Source organism: Inhella gelatinilytica (assembly GCF_016093295.1).
In the GTDB taxonomy this organism is placed as follows: Bacteria; Pseudomonadota; Gammaproteobacteria; order Burkholderiales; family Burkholderiaceae_C; genus Inhella; species Inhella gelatinilytica.
The window spans coordinates 78,359-102,242 of sequence record NZ_JAEDAL010000004.1 but is presented as its reverse complement, the minus strand read 5'-3'; the positions used below and the strand labels follow the sequence as shown (position 1 = coordinate 102,242).

28 protein-coding genes are annotated in these 23,884 nt (G+C 65.6%); 20 read left to right on the top strand and 8 right to left on the bottom strand.

Annotated elements, in window-relative coordinates:
• The first annotated feature begins 12 nt into the window (after positions 1-12).
• The gene (locus I7X43_RS10095; protein ID WP_198100814.1) at positions 13-909 is read left to right on the top strand and encodes a LysR family transcriptional regulator; all 897 of its coding nucleotides are present in this window, start codon (positions 13-15) and stop codon (positions 907-909) included.
• On the opposite strand, the gene I7X43_RS10090 is transcribed toward I7X43_RS10095, so the two are convergent.
• The 3 genes from I7X43_RS10090 to I7X43_RS10080 form a co-directional block, all read right to left on the bottom strand.
• Positions 896-1,861, bottom strand: coding sequence for an HD-GYP domain-containing protein (locus I7X43_RS10090; RefSeq protein WP_246480324.1), 966 nt, complete (start codon positions 1,859-1,861; stop codon positions 896-898). The genes I7X43_RS10095 and I7X43_RS10090 overlap by 14 nt on opposite strands.
• Positions 1,861-2,199: a hypothetical protein gene (locus I7X43_RS10085; protein WP_198100813.1), complete on the bottom strand. Its 339-nt coding sequence runs from the start codon at positions 2,197-2,199 to the stop codon at positions 1,861-1,863. Before I7X43_RS10085 ends, I7X43_RS10090 begins: the two co-directional genes overlap by 1 nt.
• A gap of 61 nt (positions 2,200-2,260) precedes the next feature.
• Positions 2,261-2,890 (bottom strand): pyridoxamine 5'-phosphate oxidase family protein, encoded by a 630-nt coding sequence (locus I7X43_RS10080; protein WP_198100812.1) that lies wholly within the window; start codon positions 2,888-2,890, stop codon positions 2,261-2,263.
• A gap of 246 nt (positions 2,891-3,136) precedes the next feature.
• On the opposite strand from I7X43_RS10080, the gene I7X43_RS10075 reads away from it, so the two are divergent.
• The gene (locus I7X43_RS10075) at positions 3,137-3,649 is read left to right on the top strand and encodes a hypothetical protein (RefSeq protein ID WP_198100811.1); all 513 of its coding nucleotides are present in this window, start codon (positions 3,137-3,139) and stop codon (positions 3,647-3,649) included.
• Positions 3,650-3,664: 15 nt separating this feature from the next.
• On the opposite strand, the gene I7X43_RS10070 is transcribed toward I7X43_RS10075, so the two are convergent.
• A complete protein-coding gene (locus I7X43_RS10070) occupies positions 3,665-5,098 on the bottom strand; it encodes a cryptochrome/photolyase family protein (protein WP_198100810.1) in 1,434 nt (477 codons plus the stop codon).
• A gap of 150 nt (positions 5,099-5,248) precedes the next feature.
• On the opposite strand from I7X43_RS10070, the gene I7X43_RS10065 reads away from it, so the two are divergent.
• Genes I7X43_RS10065 through I7X43_RS10035 form a run of 7 tightly spaced genes read left to right on the top strand, consistent with a single transcriptional unit; the run spans position 5,249 to position 10,332 of the window.
• Positions 5,249-5,794 (top strand): hemerythrin domain-containing protein, encoded by a 546-nt coding sequence (locus I7X43_RS10065; RefSeq protein ID WP_198100809.1) that lies wholly within the window; start codon positions 5,249-5,251, stop codon positions 5,792-5,794.
• Positions 5,795-5,840: 46 nt separating this feature from the next.
• Positions 5,841-6,419 carry a YqgE/AlgH family protein gene (locus I7X43_RS10060; RefSeq protein ID WP_198100808.1) on the top strand — a complete coding sequence of 193 codons (579 nt, stop codon included), beginning with the start codon at positions 5,841-5,843 and terminating at the stop codon, positions 6,417-6,419.
• Positions 6,416-6,838 (top strand): Holliday junction resolvase RuvX, encoded by a 423-nt coding sequence (gene ruvX / locus I7X43_RS10055; RefSeq protein ID WP_198100807.1) that lies wholly within the window; start codon positions 6,416-6,418, stop codon positions 6,836-6,838. The genes I7X43_RS10060 and ruvX overlap by 4 nt, the downstream gene beginning before the upstream one ends.
• Positions 6,835-7,350, top strand: a complete 516-nt coding sequence (gene pyrR / locus I7X43_RS10050) for a bifunctional pyr operon transcriptional regulator/uracil phosphoribosyltransferase PyrR (protein WP_198100806.1) — start codon at positions 6,835-6,837, stop codon at positions 7,348-7,350. The genes ruvX and pyrR overlap by 4 nt, the downstream gene beginning before the upstream one ends.
• A complete protein-coding gene (locus I7X43_RS10045; RefSeq protein ID WP_198100805.1) occupies positions 7,347-8,309 on the top strand; it encodes an aspartate carbamoyltransferase catalytic subunit in 963 nt (320 codons plus the stop codon). The genes pyrR and I7X43_RS10045 overlap by 4 nt, the downstream gene beginning before the upstream one ends.
• Entirely contained in the window at positions 8,306-9,592 is a 1,287-nt protein-coding gene (locus I7X43_RS10040; RefSeq protein ID WP_198100804.1) for a dihydroorotase, read from the top strand. Before I7X43_RS10045 ends, I7X43_RS10040 begins: the two co-directional genes overlap by 4 nt.
• The gene (locus tag I7X43_RS10035) at positions 9,559-10,332 is read left to right on the top strand and encodes a lysophospholipid acyltransferase family protein (protein WP_310737553.1); all 774 of its coding nucleotides are present in this window, start codon (positions 9,559-9,561) and stop codon (positions 10,330-10,332) included. Before I7X43_RS10040 ends, I7X43_RS10035 begins: the two co-directional genes overlap by 34 nt.
• 4 nt (positions 10,333-10,336) lie before the next feature.
• Here the strand turns inward: I7X43_RS10035 and gpmA are convergent, their stop codons facing one another.
• Entirely contained in the window at positions 10,337-11,071 is a 735-nt protein-coding gene (gpmA, locus tag I7X43_RS10030; RefSeq protein ID WP_198100803.1) for a 2,3-diphosphoglycerate-dependent phosphoglycerate mutase, read from the bottom strand.
• 214 nt (positions 11,072-11,285) lie between these two features.
• Here gpmA and I7X43_RS16575 point away from each other — a divergent pair, with 214 nt between their 5' ends.
• The 8 genes from I7X43_RS16575 (at position 11,286) to I7X43_RS09990 (ending at position 18,700) form a co-directional block, all read left to right on the top strand.
• On the top strand, positions 11,286-12,800 hold the full coding sequence (locus I7X43_RS16575; protein ID WP_198100802.1) for a methyl-accepting chemotaxis protein: 1,515 nt from the start codon (positions 11,286-11,288) through the stop codon (positions 12,798-12,800).
• Between the two features lie 108 nt (positions 12,801-12,908).
• A complete protein-coding gene (locus tag I7X43_RS10020; protein ID WP_198100934.1) occupies positions 12,909-13,319 on the top strand; it encodes a rhodanese-like domain-containing protein in 411 nt (136 codons plus the stop codon).
• Entirely contained in the window at positions 13,319-13,576 is a 258-nt protein-coding gene (grxC, locus tag I7X43_RS10015) for a glutaredoxin 3 (RefSeq protein WP_198100933.1), read from the top strand. Before I7X43_RS10020 ends, grxC begins: the two co-directional genes overlap by 1 nt.
• Positions 13,577-13,626: 50 nt before the next feature.
• Positions 13,627-14,088, top strand: a complete 462-nt coding sequence (gene secB / locus I7X43_RS10010; RefSeq protein WP_198100801.1) for a protein-export chaperone SecB — start codon at positions 13,627-13,629, stop codon at positions 14,086-14,088.
• A 62-nt stretch (positions 14,089-14,150) separates the two neighbouring features.
• Positions 14,151-15,158: an NAD(P)H-dependent glycerol-3-phosphate dehydrogenase gene (locus I7X43_RS10005; protein ID WP_198100800.1), complete on the top strand. Its 1,008-nt coding sequence runs from the start codon at positions 14,151-14,153 to the stop codon at positions 15,156-15,158.
• Positions 15,159-15,253: 95 nt separating this feature from the next.
• A complete protein-coding gene (locus tag I7X43_RS10000) occupies positions 15,254-17,152 on the top strand; it encodes a hypothetical protein (RefSeq protein WP_198100799.1) in 1,899 nt (632 codons plus the stop codon).
• Complete coding sequence (locus tag I7X43_RS09995) at positions 17,115-18,272, top strand: glycosyltransferase family 2 protein (RefSeq protein ID WP_198100798.1); 1,158 nt, start codon at positions 17,115-17,117, stop codon at positions 18,270-18,272. The genes I7X43_RS10000 and I7X43_RS09995 overlap by 38 nt, the downstream gene beginning before the upstream one ends.
• The gene (locus I7X43_RS09990; RefSeq protein WP_198100797.1) at positions 18,269-18,700 is read left to right on the top strand and encodes a GtrA family protein; all 432 of its coding nucleotides are present in this window, start codon (positions 18,269-18,271) and stop codon (positions 18,698-18,700) included. Before I7X43_RS09995 ends, I7X43_RS09990 begins: the two co-directional genes overlap by 4 nt.
• On the opposite strand, the gene I7X43_RS09985 is transcribed toward I7X43_RS09990, so the two are convergent.
• Together I7X43_RS09985 and I7X43_RS09980 are read right to left on the bottom strand one after the other, a co-directional pair.
• Positions 18,661-19,152 carry a tRNA (cytidine(34)-2'-O)-methyltransferase gene (locus tag I7X43_RS09985; protein ID WP_198100796.1) on the bottom strand — a complete coding sequence of 164 codons (492 nt, stop codon included), beginning with the start codon at positions 19,150-19,152 and terminating at the stop codon, positions 18,661-18,663. The genes I7X43_RS09990 and I7X43_RS09985 overlap by 40 nt on opposite strands.
• 14 nt (positions 19,153-19,166) lie before the next feature.
• A complete protein-coding gene (locus tag I7X43_RS09980) occupies positions 19,167-19,874 on the bottom strand; it encodes a ComF family protein (protein ID WP_198100795.1) in 708 nt (235 codons plus the stop codon).
• 27 nt (positions 19,875-19,901) lie between these two features.
• On the opposite strand from I7X43_RS09980, the gene I7X43_RS09975 reads away from it, so the two are divergent.
• From I7X43_RS09975 to I7X43_RS09965, 3 genes are read left to right on the top strand one after another with little or no spacing between them, the layout of a single operon-like run.
• Positions 19,902-20,783 carry a class I SAM-dependent methyltransferase gene (locus I7X43_RS09975; protein WP_198100794.1) on the top strand — a complete coding sequence of 294 codons (882 nt, stop codon included), beginning with the start codon at positions 19,902-19,904 and terminating at the stop codon, positions 20,781-20,783.
• 31 nt (positions 20,784-20,814) lie between these two features.
• Positions 20,815-21,666 (top strand): HDOD domain-containing protein, encoded by an 852-nt coding sequence (locus tag I7X43_RS09970; protein WP_198100793.1) that lies wholly within the window; start codon positions 20,815-20,817, stop codon positions 21,664-21,666.
• 8 nt (positions 21,667-21,674) lie between these two features.
• Entirely contained in the window at positions 21,675-22,487 is an 813-nt protein-coding gene (locus I7X43_RS09965; protein ID WP_198100792.1) for a substrate-binding periplasmic protein, read from the top strand.
• Positions 22,488-22,493: 6 nt separating this feature from the next.
• Here the strand turns inward: I7X43_RS09965 and I7X43_RS09960 are convergent, their stop codons facing one another.
• Positions 22,494-23,663 carry a vWA domain-containing protein gene (locus tag I7X43_RS09960; RefSeq protein WP_198100791.1) on the bottom strand — a complete coding sequence of 390 codons (1,170 nt, stop codon included), beginning with the start codon at positions 23,661-23,663 and terminating at the stop codon, positions 22,494-22,496.
• Between the last annotated feature and the right edge of the window lie 221 nt (positions 23,664-23,884).

The following is a 23,884-nucleotide window of genomic DNA, read 5'->3' as shown; positions in this document are numbered from 1 at the left end:
TAGACCCCTGAAATGGACCGACTGCACCTGATCCAAGTGTTTGTGGCGGTGGTGGACGCGCAGGGCTTTGCCGGCGCGGCGCGCAAGCTCGACATTTCACCGCCTGCCGTGACGCGGGCCGTCAGCGAGTTGGAGTCGCATCTTGGCGTGCGTTTGCTCACCCGCACCACACGGGTGGTGCGGGTGACCGATGCGGGGGCTCGCTATGTGGAGGACTGCCGTCGCATCCTGGCTGATTTGGCCGAGGCCGATGAAGCGGTGGCCGGCCTGCATGGCTCGCCCCGGGGGCGCTTGACGCTGACGGCGCCCGTGTTGTTCGGGGCCCTGCACGTGGCGCCCATCGTGACCGAGTACCTGCAGCGCTATCCCGAGGTGGTGGCCTCGTGTTGGTTTTTGGATCGCGTGGTCAACCTGGTCGACGAAGGGGTGGACATCGCCGTGCGCATTGGCGAACTGCCGGATTCATCCCTGCAAGCCATTCGGGTCGGCCAGGTGCGGCGCGTGATTTGCGCGGCGCCGGAGTATTTGGCGCGGCACGGCATGCCGCAGGACCCCGACGACTTGGCGGCGCACACTCTCATCGCGGCCAGTTCGGTGTCGTCCGCCACGGAGTGGAAGCTCGGCGGCGAGCGCACCGCCGCCATCTCGCCCCGGTTGATTACCACCAGCAACGACTCGGCGGTGGCCGCCGCGGTCGCCGGGTTTGGCATCACGCGCTTGATGTCCTACCAGGTGGACGAAGCCGTTCGGGCGGGGCGGTTGCGCCTGCTGCTGCAAGCGTTTGAACCGGCACCCTTGCCGGTGCATCTGGTGCACCGCGAGGGCCGCCATGCGTCGCAAAAAGCCCGGGCTTTTCTCGACCTGGCGATTGAGCGCTTGCGTGCCAACGCCGCGCTCAACGCGGGCTAACGCCGCCTTCGGCCGGCTCCAAGGCGTCTGCCCACGCCAGCACCAAGTCTTCGATCTGGGCGCGATCCAGGCCCGGCTCCAGCTCCTCGGGTGCAGCTTGCTCGTCCGTGGCTTGGGCCTGCAAACCCTCCTCCGTGAGCACCCAGCGAAAGCGCGCGGCGCAGCCCGGGCAGCCCGAGTGCTCGTCCGCCTGCCGCTGGCGGGTTCGGACCAGCGTGGGCCCGCAGGCTGGGCAGTGCTGCAAGGGCGTGCCCTCGTCGCTGTGACCCACGATGCCGTCCCACGCGCCCTCGCGGCCGAGCCGTACGAAAGCACGCCCCAGTTCGGCATCGAATTGCTGACCCAGCTCGGATTCGATGATGGCCAAGGCTTTGGCGATGGGCATGCCTGCCCGGTAGGGGCGCGTGCTGGTCATGGCATCAAAGGCGTCGCACAGGCCCACGAGGCGGGCATCTAGCGGGATGTCTTCGCCGTGCAAGCCACCGGGGTAACCGCGGCCATTGGGCATCTCGTGGTGGTGGTGGATCGCGCCCATCACCAGTGGGCCCAGCGGGTGGTCCGCCACCATGCGCGCGCCCACACGGGGGTGGGTTTTGATGTGGGCGAACTCCTCGTCCGTCAGGCGGCCGGGCTTTCGCAGCACGGCGTCTGAGATGCCCACCTTGCCCAAATCGTGCAAAAACCCGGCCATGGCCATGCGGCTGGCCTCGCGCGGTGACGCCCCCGTGGCCAGGGCGAGCCCGTGCGTCATGCGGGCCACGCGCCACAAGTGCCCCCCGGTGTAGGGGTCACGGGCCTCGACCATCCAAGCCGCCACCAGCAGGCTGGCCAGCAGTTCCCGCCGGTGCCGCGCCACCTGCGCCTGCAACTGCGTGATGGCTTCCGTGGGGGATTGAGGGGTCGATGCGCTCATGGTGGCGGCTTCCCGGTTGGCGGCGTGGTGCGGCGTCATCACACCTTGCTGACGATCAGCGAGCACACCTGGTCGTGCATGTCCTGCAGGTCTTGCGGCGCCTGGGAGAAGTTCATCTTCTGATCCATGCGCACCTTGGCGGTCTGCAAGGCTTCGCGGCTGGGCCGGTCCCATTGGGTGCCCAGCAAGCCCTTCATGATCACGGTGGCATGCTGTTCGGCTTGTTCGTCGCTCAGCGGCTTGCCCAGCAACTGAGCGCCGCGCTTCAAGGTTTCGCCGTGGATGGTGACAAAGCAGCCGAGCATGGCGTCGCGGGCCTCGACGGCGGTGATGGGGCTGGCCGAAGTGGCCTTGGTGAGCATTTCTTTGACGTGCATGGGGGGTCTCCAGAGGTTGGGTTGGGGTTGGGGGTGAGTGGGCTTGGGGTGAGTTGAAGGCTTAAGCGTTGAGGCCGGCTTGCGCCGCCCGCAACTGGGTGATCTCGGCGCGCAGCGTGTCCATCTCTGCCAACAGGGGCGCGACCGCGTGCTGCACCTCGGCCTCGGTAAACCGGGGCGTGATGTGCTGGGGGCAATTCCAGTCAAAGGCCTCGACGGTGATCAGCACCGCCCGCTCCACGGCCGTGCCTTCAGGCGGCGCGGGCAGCTGCGCCCACACCTCCGGCGCATCGCCGGGTGCCAGCAAACGCACGCGGCCCAGCAGCTTCAGGCGGCGGCGGTTGGGGTAGTCCATCAAAAAAAGCGACACCCGGTCATTGCCCTGGAAGTTGCCGGTGCTGATGTACTGGCGGTTGCCGCGGTAGTCCACATAGCCCAGCGTCTTGGCATCCAGCACCCGCAGGAAGCCGGCGGGGCCGCCGCGGAACTGCACATAGGGCCAGCCGGTTTCGCCGACGCTGGCTTGGTAGAAGCCGTCCCGCGCCTCAATGAAGGCCGCCTCGGCCTCGCCCAGGGCATCCCGCCGGTCGTTGGTGCGGTCTAGCGCTGCGTAGGCATGTCGGCTCCCAGCCTGGGTCTGCAGGGATCGCACAGTCGGTGTGAAAGCCAGATCGGCGTAGGCGCGGCTCATGGGTGTCCTTGGGTGTCTCGCGCCGCTGCGGGTGCTTGCAGCGCATGGACCGAACTGTGCCGATCCAGGACTATTTGAGAAACGGGGCCAGGCGGAGTGCTGTATTCCGTTTGGCGGAAGAATGCATGGCATCCCCGCTGAAGGGGCGGCGTCGGTGTAGGGGGGCGTTGGCACGCGATTGAATGGACGGACGCGTTTTCGATTCCCCACCGGTGTGCGGACCGCTTGACGTCTAAAGGAGCGCCAATGGCCAGTTACAGCGTTGAATTTGAGCGTCTTTGGGCGCAGCGTGCGAAGGACTTGGGGCGTGATCTCACCCCGGACGAAACCAAGAGGCTCGATGGCGAGCTTTTCCAGGCCTGGATTGACGCGGGTCGATTGGATGAATTGATTCGCACCATCCTGGCGAACTTTGGTCGCGATGGGGGGTTAATCGAGATCGTTGAACTGGGCCACCACTTGCGGGAGACCCGGGACCGCGCTCGCATCGATACGCTATTCCGCGGGTTGATCTCTCGGCGTGTCAAGGCCTTTCACGACTGGTGGCCGCGCGCGGAGGAGGGGCACATTGGCTGCATGCAGGCCGCGGCACGTGCATCGGCCGAGGCCATGGATGTCTATCTTGAGTACTTTCACAGCCTGGACACCCTGGGTCTGGAAGCCGAGCGGGATGCTGTGCGGGCAGAAGCTTTGCGGTTTCAGCAGCGGCTGGCGCCAAAGCACGTCCTGCCCAAGATGCCGAAAAAAAGCACGGACTGACGTGGGCTGGCGGTGTCAGGGCGCGACTCGCTTCACCACCCCATACCGCGCCAAGGTGCGCGCCCGGGCCTCGGCGTGGTCCACCACGGGCCGGGGGTAGTCGCGGCCCAGTACCAGGCCGCCGAGCTCCACCGGTCGCGCGGACCAAGGGGCGTGTAGGGCGGGGCTGGGGAGGGACGCCAGTTCGGGCACGTAGCGGCGGATGAAGGCGCCGTCGGGGTCGAACTTTTCGCTTTGGGTGACGGGGTTGAAGATGCGGAACCAGGGCTGGGCGTCGCAGCCGCAACTGGCGGCCCACTGCCAGCCGCCGCTGTTGCTGGCGAGTTCAAAGTCCAGCAGCTTTTCGGCGAAATAGGCCTCGCCGCGCTGCCAGTTCAGGCCCAGGGATTTGCACAGAAAGCTGGCCGTGACCATGCGCAGGCGGTTGTGCATGTAGCCGGTTTGGTTGAGCTGGCGCATGGCAGCGTCCACCAGCGGGTAGCCGGTCTGCCCCGCGCACCAGGCGGCGAAGTGCGCGTCGGCTTCGGCGCCTTCTTCCCAGTGGATGGCGGCGTACTCCGGCTTGAGCGGTCCCTCGACCACGCCCGGGTGGTGGTGCAGCACCTGGTGATAGAAGTCGCGCCAGATCAGCTCCGACAGCCAGACGGCGGCGCCGGGCGCCTCGCGCCGGGCCCAGGCTTCGCGGGCCAGTTCGCGGATGGAGAGCAGGCCAAAGCGCAGCGCCGGGCTCAGGTAGCTGGGGCCTTTTCGGGCCGGGAAGTCGCGCTGGTCCGCATAGCCGGCCAGGCGCTCTCGGCGGAACTCGTCCCACTGCGCCTGTGCTTGGGTGGCCCCGCCACGAAACCGTGCGTGCAAATCCGTGGGTTCAAAGCCCAAGTCTGCGAGGCTGGGCAGGCCGGTGGCGAGCGGGCTCGCCGCCAGGTGCTCCAGGCGTGGCGCGCGCGGTGCCAAATGCGCCGCGGTGACGGCGCGCAGCCACGCGTTCTTGTAGGGGGTGAAGACCGTGTAAGGCTTGCCCTGACCCGTCAGCAGGCCGCGGCGCTCGAAAACGGTTACGTCTTGCACCGACTCCACTCGGATGTCCCGCGGCAGTTCGGCTTGCACCGCCAGATCCCGGGCCAGGGCATAGGGGTCGTCGTCGTGGGCGTAGACCAGGCGCGTGGCGCCGGCTTCGCGCACCAGGGCGGGGATTGCCTCCCGCGGTGGGGCGTGCCGAACGATCAAGCCAAGGTCCGGGTGGCGCAGGCGCAGCTGGCGCTCCAGGTCTTGCAGGGCTTCGAGGATGAAGTCCACCCGCCGGTCCTGCCGCGGCAAAGGCGCCAGCAACGCGGGGTCGAAGACGAAGGCCAGCAGCACGGGCGCGCCATCGCGGCAGGCCAGCTCCAGGGCGGCATGGTCGTGCAGGCGCAGGTCGCGGCGCAGCCAGACCAGGGTGGGGTGGGTGGACATTCGCGGAGTGTCGGCTGGAGGTGGGAGGTGGGCGTCGAGCCGCCGGCGACATGCCCCTATTCGCGCTGGGCCTTTGTTGGCTCTGCGTCACAAGCCTCTGCTATGTTCCCAGGGTGTTCATGGGCCCTCGGCCCTGGAAGTTCACTAACCATGCCGCTGGGCGACCCTTCCGCAACCTGGCTCTTAGCCCTGCGCCGCGCACTGTGGCGGTGGGGCCGCGCCTTGGGGCTGCCGCTCCGGGCGCCCCCCGACCCGTCTGGGCCGCCGCCCACGCAGTTGTTTCGGGACCAGCATCAAGAGCTGCTGGCGCTGGCCACGCAGTTGGAGTCCTGTTTGGCGGCCTTCCGGCGCAGCGGCAGTGCGTCCCAGGTGCGCGAGTGCTTGAGTCGGCTGCTGGGCCGGTTGGAAACCCACCTGATTGCCGAGGACTGCTTCATGTACCCCGCCCTGCTGAACCACATGCACGAGGACCTGGCGAACTTGGCCAAGGACTTTGCCGGTGAAATGGGGGGCATGGCGGGCGTCTTTGTTCAACTGGGCCAGCGCTGGGCCAGTGCCTCGTCCATTGAGGCCCATCCGGAGGCGTTTGAATCCGAGGTCACGGGTTTCTTGACGGCCTTGCGGGACCGGATTGAGCGCGAGGACCGGGAGTTGTACGCCATGGCCGATCAGCGCGGGGATTTGAACTTTTATTGAGGGGCGGGGGCCCAGTCGAATCTGGGGCATTCCCTAAAATGGCGGTATGCCCAAGGCCTCCATGGATCTCACCAATCAATTCCTCATCGCCATGCCCGGCATGGGCGACGACACGTTCTCTGGCGCCGTGGTCTATTTGTGCGAGCACAACGATCAAGGTGCCTTGGGCTTGGTGATCAACAAGCCCATTGATTTGACGCTGGATGGCCTGCTGGAAAAGGTCGATCTGAACTTGACGCGCGACGATTTGCGCGGTCAGCCGGTGTACTTCGGCGGGCCCGTCCAAACCGAGCGGGGTTTCGTCCTGCACGAGAAACTGGACGAGGAGGGCGGGCACTACAACGCCTCGCTGGCCATCCCGGGCGGCCTGGAGATGACCACCAGCCGCGACGTGCTGGAAGCGCTCAGCCACGGTGCGGGGCCCCGCAAGCTGCTGGTCACCTTGGGGTACAGCGGCTGGGGCGCGGGCCAACTCGAAGACGAAATCAGCCGCAACGGCTGGCTGACGGTGGATGCTCAGCCCGCGTTGATCTTTGACACGCCGGTCGAGCAACGCTATGACAAAGCGCTCGCCCTCTTGGGCGTGGACCCGCGCATGCTCAGTCAAGAGGCAGGGCACGCATGAGCGGTCCGGCGCGGGGCGGGCTTCACCCCTCGGAGGCGCAATGCCCCTTGGCCTTCGATTTTGGGCTCAAGCGCGTTGGCGTCGCCACCGGGTCCCGCTTGACCGGCCAGGCCCGGGCCTTGACGACTCTGCGGGAGTCGGGCAAGGCGGTGTTCCCCGCGATCGAACGCTTGCTGGCGGAGTGGCAGCCCGACGCCTTGGTGGTGGGTGTGCCGCGACACCCGGACGGTCAGCCCCATGCCATGACGGCGGCAGCCCAGAAGTTCGCGGCCTCGCTTCGAGGCCGTTTTCACAAGCCGGTGTATGAGGTGGATGAGCGCTACACGAGTGTGGAAGCCGCCGCGCAAGGTGCACGCGACCTCGATGCGGCCGCGGCAGCGCTGATCTTGGAGCAATTTTTTCGAGAAAGTTCGTCATGAGCAATTTGGCTTTGGACGCCGAAACCCTGTACGCCGAGCTGTTGGCGCAGGTGCGGGCGTTCTTGGCCCGCCCGGATTGGGTGGGCGCTCACCTCGTGGGGATTTGGAGCGGTGGGGCCTGGTTGGCTGAACGGCTCCATCAAGACTTGGGGCGTTCCGGCGCCGCGGGGGTGATTTCCAGTCGTCTGCATCGGGATGACTTTGGCTCTCGGGGCCTGGCGCCAACGACCGACGCCACGCGCCTGCCGCAGTCGATTGACGGGGCGCCAGTGCTCCTGGTGGACGATGTGCTGTGGACAGGACGCACCACGCGCGCGGTCTTGAACGAGTTGTTTGACTTTGGACGGCCCGCCCGGGTGGCACTCGCCGTGCTGGTGGATCGAAACGGGCGGGAATTGCCCATCCAAGCCGACATCGCGGCGGCGCGGATATCGCTGCCGGCCCGGCAGCGACTGCATCTGCGCAAAGAGGGCCTGAATCTGACCCTTGACGTTGAAGAGGTGAAGCTTTGATTTCACGCCGACACCCCCAACTCAACAAGCACGGCGAGTTGATTCACTTGCTGTCAATCGAGGGCCTGCCCCAGGCGGTGCTGACGCACATTCTGGATACCGCCTCGACCTTCGTCTCGGTGTCCGACCGCGACGTCAAAAAGGTGCCCCTGCTGCGCGGCAAGTCGGTGTTCAACTTGTTCTTTGAGAACAGCACCCGCACGCGCACCACGTTTGAGATCGCGGCCAAGCGCTTGAGCGCCGATGTGCTGAACCTCGATATCGCCCGCAGTTCGACGGCCAAGGGCGAAACCCTGCTGGACACCGTGGCCAACTTGAGTGCCATGCACGCCGACATGTTTGTCGTGCGACACAGTGAAAGCGGGGCGCCTTACCTGATCGCCCAGCACTGTGCACCGCATGTGCATGTGGTGAACGCGGGGGATGGCCGCCACTCGCACCCCACGCAGGGCCTCTTGGACATGTACACGATCCGCCACTACAAGCGTGATTTCACGCAACTGTCGGTGGCGATCGTGGGCGACATCGTGCACTCGCGCGTGGCGCGCTCGGACATTCATGCGCTCAGCACCCTGGGCGTTCCGGACATCCGAGCCGTCGGACCCAAGACCCTGGTGCCGGGGGACCTGCGCGAAATGGGCGTGCGCGTCTGCCACGACCTGGAAGAAGGCATCCGGGGTTGCGATGTGGTCATCATGCTGCGCTTGCAAAACGAGCGCATGAGTGGCGCCCTGCTGCCCAGCTCGGGCGAGTATTTCCAACACTACGGCCTGACCCCGGAGCGCTTGCAGTGGGCCAAGCCCGATGCCATCGTCATGCATCCGGGCCCCATCAACCGCGGGGTGGAAATTGCCTCTGAAGTGGCCGATGGGCCGCATTCGGTCATCCTGCCGCAAGTCAGTTTTGGGATTGCGGTTCGCATGGCAGTGATGGCCATCCTGGCAGGGAACGAAGCATGAGCAATTTGGTGTTTCAGGGTGCGCGAATCCTTGATCCCGCTTCGGGATTGGATCGCGTGGGGGATGTGGCAATTCAAGAAGGGCGCATCGTGGCGCTGGGTGAATTGCCCGCGGGATTCGAAGCGGAGGCGTGCCTTGACGCGCAGGGCACGTGGCTCCTGCCCGGTTTGGTGGACTTGCACGCGCGCCTGCGGGCCAGTGGGTCGGCGCTCGAGGGCGGGGTGGATTCGGAGCTCGCGGCGGCGGCGGCGGGTGGCGTGACCACGTTGGTCTGTCCACCCGACACGGACCCCGTGCTGGACGAGCCCGGTCTGGTTGAAATGCTGATGCAGCGCACGGCCCGGGCGGGCAAAGCCCGGGTGCTGCCCTTGGGGGCGCTGACCCGCGGATTGGCCGGGGAAGCCTTGGCCGAGATGGGGGCCTTGACCCAGGCCGGCTGTGTGGGCTTGTCTCAGAGTGAGAAGCCCGTGCGCAACACAGCCGTACTTTGGCGCGCCCTGCAATACGCCGCCAGCTTCGGGCATCGGGTGTGGTTGCGCCCGGTGGACAGCTTTTTGGGGGGAGGGGTTGCCGCCAGCGGCCCGCTGGCGACCCGATTGGGCCTGTCGGGCTTGCCGGCGATGGCGGAGAGCATTGCCCTGCACACGCTGTTTGAATTGATGCGCGCCACCGGCGCCGCCGTGCATGTTCAGCGCCTCTCCACGCACCAGGGGGTGGCTCTGCTGCGAGCAGCCAAGGCCGAGGGCTTGCCCGTCACGGCCGATGTGTCGGTGCACTCGCTGCACCTGTTGGATACCGACATTGGCTTTTTTGACACCACGGCACGGGTGGAACCGCCGCTGCGGCAGCAGCGGGACCGCGATGCGCTGCGTGCGGCGCTGGCCGACGGCACCCTGGATGCCCTGGTCTCGGACCACGTGCCGGTGGATGCCGATGGCAAGACGCTGCCCTTTGCGGAGAGCCAGCCGGGCGCCACGGCGCTGGAGTTGCTTCTTGGGTTGGCCCTGCACTGGGGTGAACAGCAAGCCCTGAGCCCCTTGCAGGCGCTCGCGCCCATTACCGCGCGGGCGGGGGCCGTATTGGATGCCACCACCGGCCGTTTGACCGTGGGCGGCCCGGCCGATTTGTGTTGGCTCGATCCGCAGGCTCGTTGGACGGTGCGGGACGAGACTCTGGTGAGCCGATCCAAACACACGCCCTTTGCCTTCGACCGTTGCGGCCTCGAACTCAAGGGTCGGGTGCGCGGCACGTGGCTGGCAGGTCGCCGGGTTTACGCGGCTTGATGCGCGGGCTGCGGGGGCTCTGGCGTCTGCTGCGGGTGGCGGCGCATGTGCTGCGCGGTCTGCTGACGGTTGCCGTTGTCTTTCCCCGCCGCGATGCGGTGGGGCGGCAGTGGCACATCCAGCGCTGGAGCGAGGGCTTGCTGCGAGCGCTGGGGGTCCGGCTCTCGGTGATTCAAGAGGGGACGGTCGCTCCGGCCAGCTTGGTGGTGTTGAACCACGTCAGCTGGCTGGACATCGCCTGTGTGCATGCGGCCCTGCCGCAGGCGCGGTTTGTGTCCAAGGCGGACGTTCGCCACTGGCCCCTCATTGGCTGGATGGTGGCTGCCGCCGGTACGCTCTTCATTGAGCGGGAGAAAAAGCGGGACGCGTTGCGGGTCGTCCACCACTGTGCTGAGGCGCTGCAGCGTGGGGAAACCGTCGCCGTCTTTCCTGAGGGGACCACAGGGCCCGGCGCTGAACTGTTGCCCTTCCATGCCAACCTGTTGCAGTCCGCCTTGGCGGTCCAGGCGCCGCTCCAGCCGCTGGCGCTGCGGTTTTTTACGGCGGATGAACGATTCGCCCAGGCGGCGCAATTCGTGGGCGAGACCACGCTGCTGCAGTCGTTGTGGCGCTTGGCGACGGCCCGGGGTTTGCAGGCCGAATTGCGCCTGTTGCCAGCGCTTCCGACCGAAGGGATGGAACGCCGCGCCCTGGCCGAGGCCACGCGCGGCGTGATTCAGGCCGCCCTGCTGCGGCCCTGACGTGTTACTTCTTGCCCTGGTTGGCCACGGCCGCGGCTGCTGCTGCAATGGCCTCGGCATCACCCAGGTAGTAGCTTTTGATCGGTTTCAGATCTGCGTCCAGTTCATAAACCAGCGGCACGCCATTGGGGATGTTCAGACCCACGATGTCGCCGTCTGAAATGCCATCCAGATGCTTGATCAGGGCGCGCAGGCTGTTGCCGTGGGCGGCAATCAGCACCCGCTGGCCGCTGCGGATGGCTGGCGCGATGCTGTCGTTCCAGTAGGGGATGACGCGCGCCACGGTGTCTTTCAGGCACTCGGTCAGAGGCACATCCACGCCGTCGTAGCGACGGTCGCCGCGCTCACTGCGGGGGTCACCCGCCTCCAAGGCCGGCGGCGGCACGTCGTAGCTGCGGCGCCAGACCAACACCTGATCGTCCCCGTATTTCTGCGCCGTTTCGGTCTTGTTCAGGCCTTGCAGGCCCCCGTAGTGCCGCTCGTTCAGGCGCCAGTCGTGACGAATAGGCAGCCAAGTGCGCTCCAAACCATCCAGGCAATGCCACAAGGTCCAAATGGCCCGGCTGAGCACCGAGGTGTACGCCACATCAAAGTCATAGCCCTCGGCTTTGAGCAGTCGGCCAGCCGCTTGCGCTTGGGCCACGCCCGTGGCCGTCAGGGGGACGTCCGTCCAGCCGGTGAAACGGTTTTCCAGATTCCAGGTCGATTCGCCGTGGCGCAGCAGGACGAGCTTGTGCATGTCGGTTCAGGGTGGGGAGGGAAAGCCCCAATTCTAGGGAAGGGGCACCCGCCGGGCTGCGTGAGCGGTCCGTGATGCGGCGAGTCGACTTTCTCCGCAAAGCGACACACCGGGGGGAAATCCCAGGGTGCAAGGGGTGACCCCACGGGCGCCGCGCCGTACAGTCAGCCGTAGGGAAGACCGACAGACTCAATACTTTCTTGGAGCGTCCGTCATGAAGGTCAAGACACGCATTTGGACCCTGCCCATTGGGGCGGCCGTGATTTTTGCGCTGGGGATCATCCTGCTGGTGACGCTTTCGGCGCGCACTTCCAGTCTGATTCAGGAAGTCGGCGATGCCGACTACCCATACATGGACCAGACCACGCAGTTCAATGCCCATTTGGAGGCGTTGGTGGGCTTGGTGCAAAGTGCGGTGGCTGAGGGCGAAAAGAAGCGTCTGGAGGAGGCGGGTCAGCGGGCGAGCGAGTTGCGCAAGCTCCTGAGTTCTCTCAAGGCTCTGCCCCGGCACGCTGACGCGACGAACAAGCTCACCAAAGACTTTGAGGCGTATTACGGTGCAGCCGTGGGGGCAGCTGAAATCCTCATGGACATCAAGCAGGGTGACAGCAATGCAGCAGTCAAACGCATGCAGGACACGCTCAAGGACTTGCAAACTAGTCTGGCCTCAGCCCGCAAGTTGGCGCGAGAGGGTTTTGACAGTGGGTTGTCCGATGCGCGCGGCGGTGTGAGTCGTGGTGTGTGGGTCACCGTGGCTTTGGGGGCGGTTATCGTTCTCGGCCTGTTCGCGTCCAGTGCATGGGTTATCGGCAATGTGTGGCGTCAACTGGGAGGCGAGCCGGAGTACGCTCGTGAAGTGATGCAGCGCATGGCGCAGGGGGACTTGTCCCAAGACATCCAGGTGGCGCCAGGCGCAGATGCGAGCTTGCTGGCCGCGGTGCAGGAAATGGCACAAGGGCTTGCGAGCATCGTGCGAAACGTACGCTCGGGCACTGACTCTATGGGGACCGCTTCGCAAGAGATTGCCATTGGTAACCAGGACTTGTCGGTGCGAACGGAAAAGCAAGCGGGCTCCTTGGAGTCCACGTCCTCCACCATGCGCACACTGACCGAGGCCGTGCGCCACAGCGCGGATGCCGCGCGGCAAGCCAATCAGTTGGCGGGTTCGGCCGCCGAAGTGGCCCAGCGCGGCGGGCAAGTGGTCGATCAGGTGGTGCACACCATGAACGACATCAACACCTCGTCCAAAAAGATTGCCGACATCATCGGCGTGATCGATGGCATCGCCTTCCAAACCAACATCCTGGCCTTGAATGCGGCTGTGGAAGCGGCGCGGGCGGGTGAGCAGGGCCGTGGGTTTGCGGTGGTGGCCGGTGAGGTCCGCAGTCTGGCCGGGCGCAGTGCCGAGGCGGCCAAGGAAATCAAAGCTTTGATTGGCGCCAGCGTGGACCGGGTTGAGTCGGGCAGTCGACTGGTCCAGGATGCCGGCAAGACGATGACCGAAATCGTGGCCAGCGTGCAGCGTGTCACCGACATCATTGCCGAAATCACGGCCGCCTCCACGGAGCAAAGCGAAGGCATCGGGCAGGTCAACGAGTCCATCATGCAGATTGACCAAATGACGCAACAAAACGCGGCCTTGGTGGAGGAGGCTGCGGCAGCGGCGAGCAGTCTGGAGCAACAAGCGCAAGGCCTGCAACAAGCCGTGTCCATCTTCCGCTTGCACTGAGCGCAAGCCCCGGGGCAGCTCACCGGTCCCGCGCCCCAAGGCCCGCTGGTCGGTCGGGTTTTGGGCTGACGCCTAAAATCTCGCCTCTTGTATGGGGGCACGACCGTGATCGATTTTTTGAGCCAGAACTGGCATCTGGTGGCGTTGGCTGTGGGGGCGGGTTTGGCCTTGATGTGGCCCAGCCTGTCCGGTAAGACGGCCGGGGTTTCGGCCTCGGAGGCCGTGCGTCTGATGAACCGCGAAAAAGCGGTGCTGGTGGACGTGTGTGAGCCGGCCGAATATGCGGCTGGCCATGCAGCGGGCGCGCGCAGCCTGCCGCTGGGTCAAATTGAGGCGGGTGCCAAGGCACTGCCCAGCAACAAGTCCCTGCCCATCGTGCTGCTATGCGCCAGCGGCATGCGCGCGGGCCGCGCGGCCCGACAGCTGCAAAAGCTCGGCCACGAGAAGGTGGTGGTGCTGGCGGGCGGGATGAATGCTTGGCGCGAAGCCAATTTGCCCGTTGAAAAGGGGGGCGCATGATGCAGACCGTGCGCATGTACACCACCCAGGTGTGCCCGTACTGCATCCGTGCCAAACAACTGCTTGCCCAGCGGGGCGTTCAGCAGATCGAAGAGATTCGAATCGACTTGGACCCCCAGGCGCGCGACCACATGATGAGCCTGACCGGCCGGCGGACCGTGCCGCAGATCTTCATCGGCGCGACCCACGTCGGGGGGTGTGACGACCTCACCGCACTGGATCGGGCGGGCGGCTTGATTCCCTTGCTGCAGGGATAATGGCGGGCTTTGGCCCGTCCGGGGCCTTTATTTCCATTTGAAAGCCATTCATGTCTGACGAGAACCTGCAACCCGTGTTCAACATCCAGCGCATGTACCTCAAGGACTTGTCGCTGGAGCAGCCCAATGCCCCGGCCATCCTGTTGGAGCAGGGCCAGCCGCAGGTGGACATCAACCTGACCTTGGCTGCCGAACCCATCAACGAGGGTTTCTTTGAGGTCAGTGTGACGGCCACGGTGACCACGAAAGTGGGCGACAAGACGCTGTTTTTGATCGAGGCCAAGCAAGCGGGCATCTTTGAGATTCGCAACCTGCCCGACGACCAGCTGCAAGGCGTGTTGGGGGTGGTGTGTCCGCAGATGCTTTACCCGTACTTGCGCGCCATCGTCTCGGACATGTGCACCCGCGCGGGCTTCCCGCCGGTGCTGCTCAGCGAAGTGAACTTCCAGGCCATGTTTGAGGCGCAACAACAAGCACAAGCCGAGCAAGCGGCTGGCGTGACCGCCAACTGATGGGCCCATCGGCACAATCGCTGGCGCGCCTTTGAGGCGCGCTTTTTGTTTGAGGCCAGCGTATGAAACTCACCGTGTTGGGGGCCGGCGCCTGGGGCACGGCCCTGGCGATCCAAGCCGCAGGGCGCCATGAAGTGCGCCTGTGGGCCCGTGATGCCGCGCAAGCCCACGCCTTGCAAACCGAGCGCGTCAACGCGCGCTACCTGCCAGGTCAGGTGTTCCCTTCGGGCTTGCAGGTGGCGACCGACCGGGAGACCGCGGTGTCTGGCGCCGACTTGGTCATCATCGGCACGCCCATGTCGGGCCTTCGGGAGTGTCTGAAGGCCTGTCCGGGCGATACGCCCCTGCTGTGGCTGTGCAAAGGGTTTGAGGCAGGCACGGGGCTGTTGGGACACGAGATCGCCCGCGAAGTGGGTCGACGGGCTGTGGGTGTGCTGTCGGGCCCGAGTTTTGCGCAAGAGGTCGCTCGGGGGCAGCCCACGGCCCTGGTTGCCGCCGCTGAAGAGCCCGTGGTCTCCGATTTGGCAGTGGCCGCCTTTCATGGGGACCGCTTGCGGGTCTACACCTCGGCTGACCCGGTCGGGGTCGAGGTGGGGGGCGCGGTGAAGAACGTCATGGCCATCGCAGGCGGGGTGGCAGACGGCTTGCGCGAGCGCGCCGAGGCCCGGCAAGCGTGGGCCGAGGCACCAGGACTCAATGCCCGGGCCGCGCTATTGACGCGCGGTCTGGCCGAGATGACCCGGCTTGGGCTGGCCCTGGGCGCGCGCGCCGAAACCTTTTTGGGTCTGTCGGGGCTTGGGGACTTGGTGCTGACCGCAACCGGCGAACTCAGCCGTAATCGCCGAGTGGGGGTGCTGCTGGCGCAAGGTCTGAGCTTGCAGCAGGCTTTGGCCCAACTGGGGCATGTTGCCGAAGGGGTATACAGCGCCCGCACGGTTTTGGAGCGTGGTCAGCGTTTGGGCCAGGATTTGCCCATCACAGCCATTGTGGTCGATCTGCTGGAAGGCCGTCTCGGACCCGAGCAAGCTTTGGGGCGTTTGATGGCGCGCGATCCGCGGGCTGAGATTTGAGCTGGACGGGGATTTGCTTGCGGTCAGCCGGGCTTAACGGGCGCGCCTGCGCACCCGCCATAGGCACGTCGGCTGGGTTTGATTGGACGCCACGCATGCACGTGCTAATGCTGGGTGTGGCGGTGCTCTTCCTGGCGTGGTGCATGCACCTGCCATTGACGTTGCTGCCAGACGCGGCGCTGGACGATGCACTTTTTTGGCAGCTGGGCGCCAAGCTGGTTGGTGGCAGTTGGTTGGGCCGATATGACGAGCTCACGCTGGCCAAAGGTCCCACGTTCAGCCTGTTCCTGGCCATGAATCACGGACTGGGCTTGCCGTTGAGCTTGAGCCTGGGCTTGGTTCACCTTGGCACCGTCTGGCTGCTGGGTCGGGAGCTTCGGCATTGGGGCTTGTCGGCCCGCTGGACCTTGCTTGCCATGGGGTTGCTGCTCATCCAGCCTGCCGCGCTACCGATTCGCGTGGTGCGTGATGCGCTGTACCACGACCTGACGTTGCTGGTACTTGTCGGGCTCATGCACCTGCTGAGGCCGGGGGCGCGGCGCGCCACCGCCTGGGCCTATGGCGCGGTGTTTGCCGCCTTCTGGGCCACTCGCGAAGAGGGGGTCTGGATGCTCCCCGGTGTGGCGGCGGTGCTGTCATTGGCGGTGTGGCGACGGCGGGTCGATTGGCTGTCGGCGTTACGGCCCTGGCTGCAGGCGGGCGGGGCCTGCGCCCTGGTGCTGGCCTTGGTCTGCAGTGCCAACTGGTTGCGATATGGCATTTGGGCGGTGGTGGATTTCAAGCGGGCGCCATTTGTCGAGACTTTGGGTCTGCTGGGGGGGATTGAGGCCGGCCCGGTCGTGGACTACGTGCCCGTGACCCGGCTGCAGCGGGAGGCGGCCTATGCGGTCAGCCCCGCCTTCGCAGAGTTGCGCGGAGTGCTCGAAGACGGGGGTGCGGACTGGAAGGCCTGGGGCTGTGGTCTGTACCCCGATACCTGCGGGGACTACGCCGGAGGGTGGTTCATGTGGGCTCTGCGCTCTGCAGCCGCGGCCCGGGGGCACTTCCAATCGGGTGTTCAGGCGGACGCTTTCTTTGCTCGAGTGGCGACGGAGTTACGGGATGCCTGTGAGTCCGGTCAGTTGAAGTGCCGCCAGCTGGCCGTGCCGTTCCTGCCTCAGATGAGCTACCGGGCTTGGGCGGCTTTTCCGGGTGCGATCCAACGCGCCTGGGGAATGGCCCTGTACCAGGAGCGAGTGCCGCTAACGGATGGCCCAAGCCGGGGTTCGCCGGAGGCAGTGGCGGCGTTCGCGCGTTTCACGGGCCTGGCCCGCTACATGCCGTTGTCTCAGGACGACGTGTGGCGCATCCAGGGCTGGTTGGTCTCGCCGCGCGGAGACTGGCCCGAATTGCTGTGTGGAGAAGGGAGCAGAACCCAGGTGATTCCTATCGAGCGGCTGCCTAGCCCGGACCTAGTCACGGCACTTCAGAACCCGAAGGCGAGCGACAACCGGTTTCGTGTGCAGGTGGCAGACGGGGCACAGTGTCAGATCCGCCTGATCGGGCAGCCGGACGTGGCCATGCCCTTGACCGCCCTGCGCAAGGGCTTTCAGGCGCCGTTGCCGGATGGCGGGCGGGTGGCGATTGACCGGGTTTCACACGGTGTTGGTGACGGGGCGGCGCTGCGCCTGAAATACGCCCTGGGTGAGCTGTATCGCCATGCAGCGCTGCCATTCATGGCCTTCGCGGGGCTGTGGATCTTGCTGGCGACGGGGCTGCGCCGGGCCTGGCGCCAGCCGGCGCCCCCGCTGTTGGCTTGGGGCTTGCTGTGCTGGGCCTTGGCGGGCGTGCGCACGGTGCTGCTGGCCCTGGTCGATGTGTCCGCTTTCCCTGGTGTGAACATTCTGTACTTGCTGCCCTGTACCCACTTGTGGGTACTCGGCGGTGTCTTGTTGATGGCTGCGGCCCAATTAATTTATGACTCGACTCACCATCCTGATGCCCTGCCTCAATGAGGCCGAAACCCTGGGGGCCTGCATTCAAAAAGCGCAACGCTGGATCGCTCACCGGGGCATCGAGGCCGAAGTGCTGGTTGCGGACAACGGCAGCACCGATGGATCCCAGGCGATCGCGGAATCGCTGGGCGCTCGCGTCTTGCCCGTGCCGCGACGCGGCTATGGCGCGGCCTTGAATGCTGGGGCCATGGGCGCGCGCGGGGAGTTCATCATCATGGGCGACTCCGACGACTCCTACGATTTCAGCCAGTTGGATGCCTTTGTCGATCGGCTGGAGGCCGGGGACGACTTGGTCATGGGCAATCGCTTCAAGGGGGGGATTGCGCCGGGGGCCATGCCCTGGAAAAACCGATACATCGGAAACCCCGTGTTGTCGTGGATCGGCCGCTTGTTGTTCAAGTGCCCGGTGCGCGATTTCCACTGCGGGCTGCGTGGGTTTCGGCGGGACGCGTTCCTGCGCATGGGCTTGCGCACCACGGGCATGGAATTCGCCTCGGAAATGGTGATCAAGGCCACGCTGCTCAAGATGCGCATCAGCGAAGTGCCCACCACGCTCTCGCCCGACGGCCGCTCGCGCCCGCCGCACTTGCGGCCCTGGCGGGACGGGTGGCGCCACCTGCGCTTCATGCTGCTGTTCAGCCCGCGCTGGCTATTCTGGCTGCCGGGTCTGGCTCTGCTGGTGGGGTCTTCGGCCCTATATGTGCCGTTGCTGATGGGCCCGTTGCAGTTGGGGCATGTGGCCCTCGATGTTCACACCCTCATGTATGCGCAGGCGGGCCTCCTGCTGGGGACCAGCGCCATGAGTTTTGGCCTATTGGTTCGCATGGTCGGCGCGCGTGAAGGGCTGCTGGAGGACCGGCAACTGCTGCGCTGGCTGCGCGAATCCCCCGCCCTGGAGGTGGGGGGGCTGCTGGGCCTTGGCTTGATTGGGGCGGGTCTCTACTGGGGGCTGAGTTCTGTCTGGGCCTGGGGCAGCAGTGGCTACGGGCAACTGCCGCCCGCCAGCTTGATGCGCGAGGTCAGTGCAGCCGTGACGCTGGGTAGCCTGGGCGGTTTGGGCCTGCTGACCTCCTTGGTTGTGGGATTCCTGTCCCTGCCCACCGCCGAGTCGAGCCTGTGAGCGTTCAGCCGCCGGCCAGGTTGGGGGCCCTGGCTCGCTTTTGCGGGGTGGGTGCTCTGGGTTTTGCGGTGGACAGCAGCCTCTTGCTCGGTTTGATGCCAGTTCTCGGCTCCACGTGGGGCCGGGTGGTGTCGCTGCTGGGCTCCATGACCCTTACGTGGGTCTTGAACCGTTCTTTTACTTTTGACCATCGACCCCGGGTGCAGTCACGCCTTGGGGAGTGGGGGGCGTATTGCCTTCTGATGGGGGTGGGGGCGCTGGTGAACTTCGCCGTGTACTGGGCCTACATGCGCTGGACTCCCCAACCGTCTTTTGCGGCTTTGGTGGGGGTGGCGCTGGGCAGTGGGGCCGGGTTGTGCGTGAATTTCGTGTCCGCGCGGTTCTTGCTTCAGCGGGTCGCGGGCGAGGCGCCGGTCGAGCCCGCATAACCGTTCTGTCGCCAGGCCTCAAACACGGCCACCGCCACGGCATTGCTCAGGTTCAAGCTGCGCTGCTGCGGCCGCAGGGGCAAGCGCAGCCAGTTCTCCATCGGAATGCGGCATCGAACGTTGGGGTGCAGGCCGGCGGATTCGCTGCCAAACACCAGCCAGTCCCCGGCGGTCCAGGCGGGGGCCGTGAAGCTGCGCTGGCCTCGGGTTGTGAAGGCAAAGAGTCGTGCGGGGTCGGGGGCTTCGTTGGCCAGGAATTGATCCCAATTCGCATGAGTCCGCAGTTCTGCGTACTCGTGGTAGTCCAAGCCCGCGCGCTGCAGGAGCTTGTCCTCCAACGAAAAGCCCAAGGGCTCGATCAGGTGCAGCCGGCAACCCGTATTCGCCGCCAAGCGAATCACATTGCCGGTGTTGGGGGGAATTTCGGGGTGGACCAGGACGATGTTGAACACGGGCAGGCAGGCGATCAATGGGTGGGGTCGGGCGTTCGCGCAGCGACATAGGCGCTGACCTGGGCCGCGCCCTGTCGGCGCAGCAATTGGGCCAGTGCCGACAGCGTGGCGCCGGTGGTCAGCACATCGTCGACCAGGGCGATGTGAAGACCGCGCGGTTGGGCCCGGGGTGAGAGCGCAAAGGCGCCCCGCAGATTGTCGTGGCGTTCGGCCCGGGTCAGGCGGGTCTGGGGTGGCGTGGGCACCGGCCGGAGCAACCAACCGGTTTGGACCGCCCAGCCGGTGCGGCGGGCCAATGCTTGGGCCAAAACTTCGGGCGGATTGAAGCCCCGCTCCACCAGGCGATCGGGGTGCTGGGGCACGGGCAACAGCACATCGGGGGGGACGCCCAGTGGCCACAACGGGACCAGCACCTCGGCGACGACCAAGTGCCCGCGAAATTTCATGTGCTTAAGCAAATCGGCCCACGGCTCTTGGTAGTCCACGGCGGCATGGCAGTGATCCAACCCCAGGGGCTCGCGCAAACAGGCACCGCACAGCGACAGCCCGTCGCCCGGCGGGGGGGCGGGCAGCGGCAGTGCGCAGCCACTACACCGCAGACGCTGAGGCAGGAAGAGCGCCCGGCAATCGGTACACACGCGATCGGAGCCCCAAGCCAGGCAGACCCAGCAGCCCCCGGCCAGGGGCCAGTTCCGCGGATGCAAGCGAGAGAGGAGGCGCATGCTTTCGGCACCGATACTGTGAGGACCATGACTCTATTGCCTCCCGATCCGAACGCGGTGCAGCGCCAGCGCCGTCGCCTTGAAGGGCGGGGCGAGGTGCCGTGGCTGATGCAGGCGCTCAGTGCGCGCATGGCCGAGCGCCTGCCCTTGATCAAACTGGAAGCCCGGTCCATTGTGTTGTGGCACAGCCGGGTTGGAGGCGGGTCGGAAGCGGTGAGGGCTCGGTATCCTGAGGCTCAACTGGTTTGGGTCGAAGAGGGGGCCGCGGCGTTGGCGGCGCGGCAGCAGGTGGCGCGACCCTGGTGGCAGCCCTGGCGGACGGTGAATGATTGCGTTTGCGAGCCCTCCGAGCTGAAGGCTGGCTTGTCGGACATGGTTTGGGCCAATCTGGGCGTGCTGGGGGTCAACGACCCTCAAGCGGTTTTTGCTCGCTGGTCTTATGCGCTGGCGCCGCAAGGCTATGTCCTCTTCTCCAGCCTGGGGCCGGACAGTTTTTTGGAGTTGCGCTCGCTGTATGCCGCACATGGCTGGGGCGCGGCGACACCGGCGTGGATGGATTTGCATGACTTGGGGGATGCGCTGCTCCAGGCGGGGTTTGCCGACCCCGTCATGGATCAAGAGCGACTCACGCTCACCTGGGGGTGTGCGGAGGATTTGTGGCGCGATCTGCAGGCCCTGGGGGGAAATGTGGCGCCGGATCGCTTTGTGGGCTGTCGGACCCCCGGCTGGCGAGCGCGCTGGCTGGCGGCGGCGGAATCGCACTTGCGCGGGCCGGACGGACGCTTGCGGTTGACCCTGGAATTCGTCTGCGGCCACGCCATCCGCGCGGAGCCGCGCAGCACTGGGGAAAGCACGGTGCCGTTGAGCGATTTGCAGGCCCAATTGCGCCGTCGCCGAGCGCCATACTGAGCACCAACGCGCCTTCTGTGGAGAGACCAAGATGAACTCGACTGTGCACCCCATACCCGCGGCGGCGGAGCGCTTTTTTGCCAATCACAGCGCGCTGCCCACCATGCCCGAAGTGGCGAGCCGTCTGCTCAAGAGCTTTGACGATCCCAACATCAACATGGCGAAGTTGGCCGAACTGATTGGCAAGGACGCCACCTTGTCGGCCAAAGTGCTGCGCTTGGCCAACAGCGCCCGCTACTCCCCGTCGCACAACATTGGCACGCTGCACGATGCGGCTAATGCCCTGGGCATGGACTTGCTGCGCAACCTGTCGATGGCCGCTGCCATTTCGGGGGCCTTCCCGGCCGTCATGGGGCTCGATCGCAAGGTGTTTTGGCGCCATGCCGTGTCGACGGCGGCCTATGCCCGCCTGTTGGCGAAGCTGCTGCGCCTGGACGCCGACGAGGTGTACCTGGCGGGCCTGATGCTGCGGACTGGTGAGCTGCTGATGGCCATGACCGAGGGGCAGCAAGTGGCGGATGTGGAAACCCATGCCCAGGAGCCCGGCAGCCGTTACTCGCTGGAGCAAACCCGGTTTGGCTGTACGCATGCCGATGTGACCGCCTCGCTGGCGGCCCATTGGCGTTTCCCGAAGGAGATGGTGCAGGCCTTCACCGATGCCAATGATCCGATGTCGGTGCGACCGTTCTCCCTGATGGCGGCGGTTTTGCATCTGGCCGAGGTGCTGGCGGATGCCGACGCGGTCAAGACCGACCGGGTTGGGGCCCTTAAGGCGGCCGTGCCCGAGTTGATCGAGCACCTGCACCTGGACCTGGACGACCTGAGCAAGCGCCTCGCGGATGCTGGAGATGTGGGTCAAGACGTGGACCTGTTGTTGAGCTGACGCCCACCATGACCGTCAGCTGGTTGGCTCGTTGCAACGGGTGGCCCCAGAGGGCCTGGCCCCGGGTCTTGGTGCTGACTGGGCTGCTGATGGCGGCGGCCCCGGTTCGTGCGGAACCCGCGAGCCTGCGCATGGGTTATGGCGGAACCTGGACGATGCCCTGGGGCCAGATCGTGGGTGGTGAGGTGGTGGCCGGGATCAATCGGGATATCGGGTTGGCCGTCGCGGAACGCCTGGGACGAAAGCTGGAGTTCGTGTTTTTGACCGAACGGCGTGCGCATGAAGCCAACCTGGAACGTCCCTATGACCTCGGATGCGGCATGGACCCCAGTTGGTTCCCGGATGCTCACCGGTTTCAGTGGAGCCCGCCGCTCTTTGAGGTGTCCGACCGGCTGGTGGGCCACCGCTCGCAGCGGCCCATCACGCAGCTGGCGGACGTGCCCAAAGGGGCGGTGGTGGGTACGGTGAGGGCGTATCGCTACCCGACGCTGCAAGTACGCTTCGCCAACGGCAGTCTGCGTCGGGAGGACGCCCGCGACCAAGCCGGCGCGTTGCAAAAACTGAGCCGACGTCGAACGGATTGGGCGGTGGTCAGCCAGCAAGCCTTGGACTGGTACCGGCAACAGCACCCAGAGCATGAGTTGGCCGCATGGAGCGTGATAGTGCAGCGGGCGGGCTACCACTGTGCCGTGCCAGAGGGGGCAAACGTCGAACCGTCCCGTGTGCTGGAGGCGCTGGCGAGCCTCGAACGTGAAGGGGCCATCCACGCCATCTTGGCCCGCTATGCGCCGGCCCCTGCTCCGCAGGGCAACGCCCCTTGACCTGGCTTACTTGCTGAGGTGCCGCATCGCACCTTCGAGGCCGGCCAGCGTCAAGGGGAACATGTGCTGATGCATCAGGCCTTGAATGAGATGGATGCTTTGCCGGTATTCCCAAACGCCTTGGGGCTCCGGATTGATCCACGCGTGACGCGGAAAGGCTTGGGTTAAGCGGTCCAGCCAGGTGGATCCCGGCTCCTCGTTCATGTACTCCACGCTTCCGCCCGGTTGCAAGATTTCGTACGGGCTCATGGTGGCGTCGCCGACCAAAATCAGTTTGTAGTCACGATTGAACTTGTGGATCAAATCCCAGGTCGGGGTCTTTTCTGCGAACCGCCGGCGGTTGTTTTTCCACACGTAGTCGTAGATGCAGTTGTGGAAGTAGAAGAACTCCAGGTGTTTGAACTCGGACTTCACGGCTGAGAACAACTCTTCGACTCGGTGCACATGTTCGTCCATGGTCCCGCCGACATCCATGAGCAACAGCACCTTGACCTTGTTGTGCCGCTCCGGCCGCATCTTGATGTCCAAGAGCCCCGCATTGGCCGCGGTGGCGCGAATGGTGTCGTCCAGTGCCAGTTCGTCGGCAGCGCCCTCGCGGGCGAAGCGGCGCAAGCGCCGCAGGGCCACTTTGATGGTGCGCGTGCCCAACTCGACCGAATCGTCGTAATCGCGGTAACCCCGCTGTTCCCACACCTTGACCGCGGACTTTTGCCCGCCCCCGCCGCCGATGCGAACCCCGGCGGGGTTCACCCCACCATTGCCAAAAGGGCTGGTGCCCCCCGTTCCAATCCAGCGGTTACCGCCTTGGTGTCGTTCTTTTTGTTCTTCGAGGCGTTTTTTGAGCGTATCCAGCAGCTCGTCCCAACCGAGCGTCTCCAGCGCTGCACGCTGCTCGGGGCTCAATTCCAACTGGAGCTGTGCTTTCAGCCAATCTTCGGGCAGCGATCGCGCCAGCTCCACCTTGAGTTCGGCGCCCTTGAAAAACGCTGCGAAGGCGCGATCAAACCGGTCGTAGAGCGATTCGTCTTTGACCAAGACCGTCCGGGCCAGGCTGTAGAACTGGTCGATCGACGGGTCGATGACACCCACCCGCAGGGCGTCCAGCAGTGTCAGAAACTCCTTGGGCGACACCGGAACACCCGCAGCGCGCAAGGTTTGGAAAAACGGCAGCAGCATGCACCCGATTGTGGCGCCCACGGGCAAACCCGTGGGCGAGGCTGTGCGTCGCACGGCTAGGCTGATTCCGATGAAAGGGCTGAATGTCGCTGAACTGTTGCTGTTGGTCATCCTGGTCCAGCAAGCCTTGGCCGCTGGGGTGTGGTGGACGACTGCGCGGGTGAAAGTAGTTCCCTCAGTGCCAGCTTTTCATTGGGCTGCTGCAGCGTTTTGGGCAGCTG

Excerpts from the sequence above, each read along its gene's own strand:
- I7X43_RS10095 (WP_198100814.1), top strand. The coding sequence starts at position 13 with ATGGACCGACTGCACCTGATCCAAGTGTTTGTGGCGGTGGTGGACGCG.
- I7X43_RS10090 (WP_246480324.1), bottom strand. The coding sequence starts at position 1,861 with ATGACGCCGCACCACGCCGCCAACCGGGAAGCCGCCACCATGAGCGCA.
- I7X43_RS10085 (WP_198100813.1), bottom strand. The coding sequence starts at position 2,199 with ATGCACGTCAAAGAAATGCTCACCAAGGCCACTTCGGCCAGCCCCATC.
- I7X43_RS10080 (WP_198100812.1), bottom strand. The coding sequence starts at position 2,890 with ATGAGCCGCGCCTACGCCGATCTGGCTTTCACACCGACTGTGCGATCC.
- I7X43_RS10075 (WP_198100811.1), top strand. The coding sequence starts at position 3,137 with ATGGCCAGTTACAGCGTTGAATTTGAGCGTCTTTGGGCGCAGCGTGCG.
- I7X43_RS10070 (WP_198100810.1), bottom strand. The coding sequence starts at position 5,098 with ATGTCCACCCACCCCACCCTGGTCTGGCTGCGCCGCGACCTGCGCCTG.
- I7X43_RS10065 (WP_198100809.1), top strand. The coding sequence starts at position 5,249 with ATGCCGCTGGGCGACCCTTCCGCAACCTGGCTCTTAGCCCTGCGCCGC.
- I7X43_RS10060 (WP_198100808.1), top strand. The coding sequence starts at position 5,841 with ATGCCCAAGGCCTCCATGGATCTCACCAATCAATTCCTCATCGCCATG.
- ruvX (WP_198100807.1), top strand. The coding sequence starts at position 6,416 with ATGAGCGGTCCGGCGCGGGGCGGGCTTCACCCCTCGGAGGCGCAATGC.
- pyrR (WP_198100806.1), top strand. The coding sequence starts at position 6,835 with ATGAGCAATTTGGCTTTGGACGCCGAAACCCTGTACGCCGAGCTGTTG.
- I7X43_RS10040 (WP_198100804.1), top strand. The coding sequence starts at position 8,306 with ATGAGCAATTTGGTGTTTCAGGGTGCGCGAATCCTTGATCCCGCTTCG.
- gpmA (WP_198100803.1), bottom strand. The coding sequence starts at position 11,071 with ATGCACAAGCTCGTCCTGCTGCGCCACGGCGAATCGACCTGGAATCTG.
- I7X43_RS16575 (WP_198100802.1), top strand. The coding sequence starts at position 11,286 with ATGAAGGTCAAGACACGCATTTGGACCCTGCCCATTGGGGCGGCCGTG.
- grxC (WP_198100933.1), top strand. The coding sequence starts at position 13,319 with ATGCAGACCGTGCGCATGTACACCACCCAGGTGTGCCCGTACTGCATC.
- secB (WP_198100801.1), top strand. The coding sequence starts at position 13,627 with ATGTCTGACGAGAACCTGCAACCCGTGTTCAACATCCAGCGCATGTAC.
- I7X43_RS10005 (WP_198100800.1), top strand. The coding sequence starts at position 14,151 with ATGAAACTCACCGTGTTGGGGGCCGGCGCCTGGGGCACGGCCCTGGCG.
- I7X43_RS10000 (WP_198100799.1), top strand. The coding sequence starts at position 15,254 with ATGCACGTGCTAATGCTGGGTGTGGCGGTGCTCTTCCTGGCGTGGTGC.
- I7X43_RS09995 (WP_198100798.1), top strand. The coding sequence starts at position 17,115 with ATGACTCGACTCACCATCCTGATGCCCTGCCTCAATGAGGCCGAAACC.
- I7X43_RS09980 (WP_198100795.1), bottom strand. The coding sequence starts at position 19,874 with ATGCGCCTCCTCTCTCGCTTGCATCCGCGGAACTGGCCCCTGGCCGGG.
- I7X43_RS09975 (WP_198100794.1), top strand. The coding sequence starts at position 19,902 with ATGACTCTATTGCCTCCCGATCCGAACGCGGTGCAGCGCCAGCGCCGT.
- I7X43_RS09970 (WP_198100793.1), top strand. The coding sequence starts at position 20,815 with ATGAACTCGACTGTGCACCCCATACCCGCGGCGGCGGAGCGCTTTTTT.
- I7X43_RS09965 (WP_198100792.1), top strand. The coding sequence starts at position 21,675 with ATGACCGTCAGCTGGTTGGCTCGTTGCAACGGGTGGCCCCAGAGGGCC.
- I7X43_RS09960 (WP_198100791.1), bottom strand. The coding sequence starts at position 23,663 with ATGCTGCTGCCGTTTTTCCAAACCTTGCGCGCTGCGGGTGTTCCGGTG.